Source organism: Lewinella sp. (assembly GCF_050633125.1).
GTDB lineage: Bacteria > Bacteroidota > Bacteroidia > Chitinophagales > Saprospiraceae > Lewinella.
Genome location: NZ_JBOEFX010000219.1, coordinates 1 through 3,072, shown reverse-complemented (window position 1 = coordinate 3,072; position 3,072 = coordinate 1). Strand labels below are relative to the sequence as shown.

At 40.1% G+C, this 3,072-nt stretch carries 2 protein-coding genes; both read right to left on the bottom strand.

Annotated features, from left to right (window positions below):
- Positions 1–185: 185 nt before the first annotated feature.
- Complete coding sequence (locus ACRBG0_RS28360) at positions 186–1,979, bottom strand: hypothetical protein (RefSeq protein ID WP_431490196.1); 1,794 nt, start codon at positions 1,977–1,979, stop codon at positions 186–188.
- 90 nt (positions 1,980–2,069) lie between these two features.
- Positions 2,070–3,072, bottom strand: a 1,003-nt coding sequence (locus tag ACRBG0_RS28355) for a hypothetical protein (protein WP_431490195.1), incomplete at its 5' end; no start/stop codon positions are given.

The following is a 3,072-nucleotide window of genomic DNA, read 5'->3' as shown; positions in this document are numbered from 1 at the left end:
TTTTCTCTAGTTTTTTCTTGAGTTTTTTCCTTCTACTAACTGCCTTCTTTGCATCTTTACGATCTTCAACTGTTGGTACTTTAGGCACACGAAAACCTTTTTTACGTTTTTTGGTTATCTTAGTACGCGCCATGTTTGTTGGTTATTATTGTTTTGAAATAATGATAAAGATAAATTTTGTTTAATTACGAATGTGATATGATTTTCCAGTCTGTACCACTGAGGAAAAGATAAACACACTCACCAATAGCAACAGCAAGAGTTGCACTACCGTCAATTGTGTCTGAAGTGGTTAACGCACCTCTTAGTGTACCAGCTTTACCTTCGATTTTGACTTTAACTTCATATCCATCTGGAGTGGATGAAGCATCAGGTAAATAAACATTGAGTGTCAACCCACCAGCATATGTGGATACAGCATTTGTATCTCCAAGCAACAATTGAAATGTTTCTGATACCGATGATCTGACATCATAAGCCACGCCTTCATTGAATTGGGTGTATTTGTTGTTGAAAGTAGTAACTAAACCCCCACCAGCACTTACACCAAGTTGGTCAGCACCAACGCTGTATATACCTGTGTTAGTGTCATTACTAAAATTGATTGCGGGTGTACCAACACTACCGTCGACAATGCAAAAAGGCACTTTTGATTCGTTACACACATTACGGATATTAAATCGCTCTACTGTTGCTGTTGAAAACCCTATCCAGTTGGGGTCCCTGCGATACATACCAGTATCAAGGTCGGAACCAAATGTAATACTTGGGGCAGCATCGGAACCGTTGATAAATGTTACTGGTAATAAATGTTTTACTTCTGTACCAGTATATCGAGTAGAATCAAAAATAGAAATCATACGTTGATAATCAAATGCACTGACAACTTTCCATTGACCATCATCCCTCATGAATGTAACCCCAACACGAAGAAACAATGTCCAGTTAGCCGCAAATCCTGCAGTAAAATCATCGAGCCTTTCAATACGATCGGCTGTTTCTAAACTGCTTCTGACAAGTTCAACATCTTGACCAATGGTTTTGACAGAAAGAGTCCACCCTTGTGGTACGGAAGAGGTGGGGGGAAAGAAAAATTGATGTGTATCTACACCTGTGTAATTAAGGATAACACTGCTATACGTATCGTCAGTGAGTGTAACAACAGCATCAGAAGACTGTAAATGTTGACCGCGAGTGGTTTGTTTTGTTTCAATCTCTGTCACGCGAGTATCAAGTGAGGTGATATCAGACTCATTGGAAACAATCTCCCATACCGTTCCATTGAGAAATAAATAGATACATGCACCAGCTTTCATATCGATAAAACTGGTGCCATTGATAGTATCAGAACCGTCACTATATACAGTACCAAAATCACCATCAAACTGAATACGCAACTCATACCCATCATTCACTTCAGCAGACCCAGGTAGATAAATACTAATAGGCCCTCCACTATTCCATGTACACACAACGTTGGAATCGCCAGCCTCGATATGCCCAACAGACGTTGTGATGGTAGTAACATTACTTGAATACCCTCCAGTCATATTTACCGTATTGGGTGAAAATGTAGCCGATGCAATACCACCAGCACTAATCCCATATGTATCAACACCAGAGAGATAACTACCAGTATTATTATCTGTATTGAATGAATACAAAGGGGCTGCTGAAGTACCCCCTTGACCCTTGTATTGACCAGCAGTCAATTTACTTTCAGATAAGGATGTAAATTGAACAACAGTACCTCCAGCCATAAGACCAATGGCACTACCACCAGAATCAATCATACCAGTATCAGAAGTAAGACTTGCATAGAGTGCAGTGTCACTACGTATTTCACCATCTGCAGTAATTTTACCGTCCACATGTAGATCCCCACTGACATCCAAATCTCCAGTAATTTGTGAATGTTCATGATCTCCTTCAACTGGATACTCTAAACTCTCTTTCGTTATGTTTAAATCTCTACCCACAAAGTCTTGACACTCACATGTATCCGCATTTAGACTACGGGAGTACATAATTAGCGGAATGAATGTATAACAATAAAAAAAATTTATAATTTATAGTGGAACTATATCTAGAGCGGTGATACGTCCACTATCATCATCTGCATTATCATCTAGACCCGGCCAAATTGGCTGCCCAGCGTCATGTTGGCCTCCTTCTACTATACCACCACCTTCTTCTACATTTTCTTCATCATCCAGTTGTTGTTGCATTTCTAATAAATCGGCAGCATCTTGTTCAGAAAGACCTGCTTCTTCACGGGTCATATGACCTGCTTGAAATTGATCCTCCTTATATTGCGCCATCAAATCTGCAGCATCTACAATGGAAAGCTTTGCTTCGCTACGTGTAATCTCGCCTGCAACATATTTACGTTCAAGCTCCTCTTGACTATTAGCACGCTGCTCAGATTCCTCCAACAGACGACGTTGTTTTGCATCAAAACCTTGCTTAATTGCTTGACGGCTTTTATCTGCTTCACTCATCGGGGGATCCTGCGATTGTGTAAGACGATGAAATTGCTTAGCAATATCAATGTCTTTAAATTCATTGTATAAAGCTAAAAACTCTTCACTTTCAACTAATGATCTGGTGACTTCATTACCAACAGTACCATCAACCTTGGCTTGAAACAGTGTATTGAGGGCTGCTTTAAGTGACTCAGTTGTAGGGGGACGTATGATGCCACTATTATCACCACGTGATGTTGTCGCTAAATAACGATTAACTGTTTTAGCGGCTTGGCGTAAAGATTGAGCATGAGAAGTTTCATATGTAAATTTCTGTAAAACGGTATGAGAACCATTAACCACGTCTTTGACATCAGATTTACTGGCATAATAAGCGCCATTAGCCATTTTTTCACCAATAATGTAACGCGCACGATTCTGACCTTCCAATGCCCCAAGAGCAACAGTAAGTTGTGATTTTTTCTCATGCCATTTAGCGTCCAAATATTTCTGTCTGAGCACTCCAACTTCATCAAACATGGCGACACTCAGCTTATTTTCCGCTGCATGCTCCTTGAATTCAGCGTCAGTAATGGGCTGTGGTATT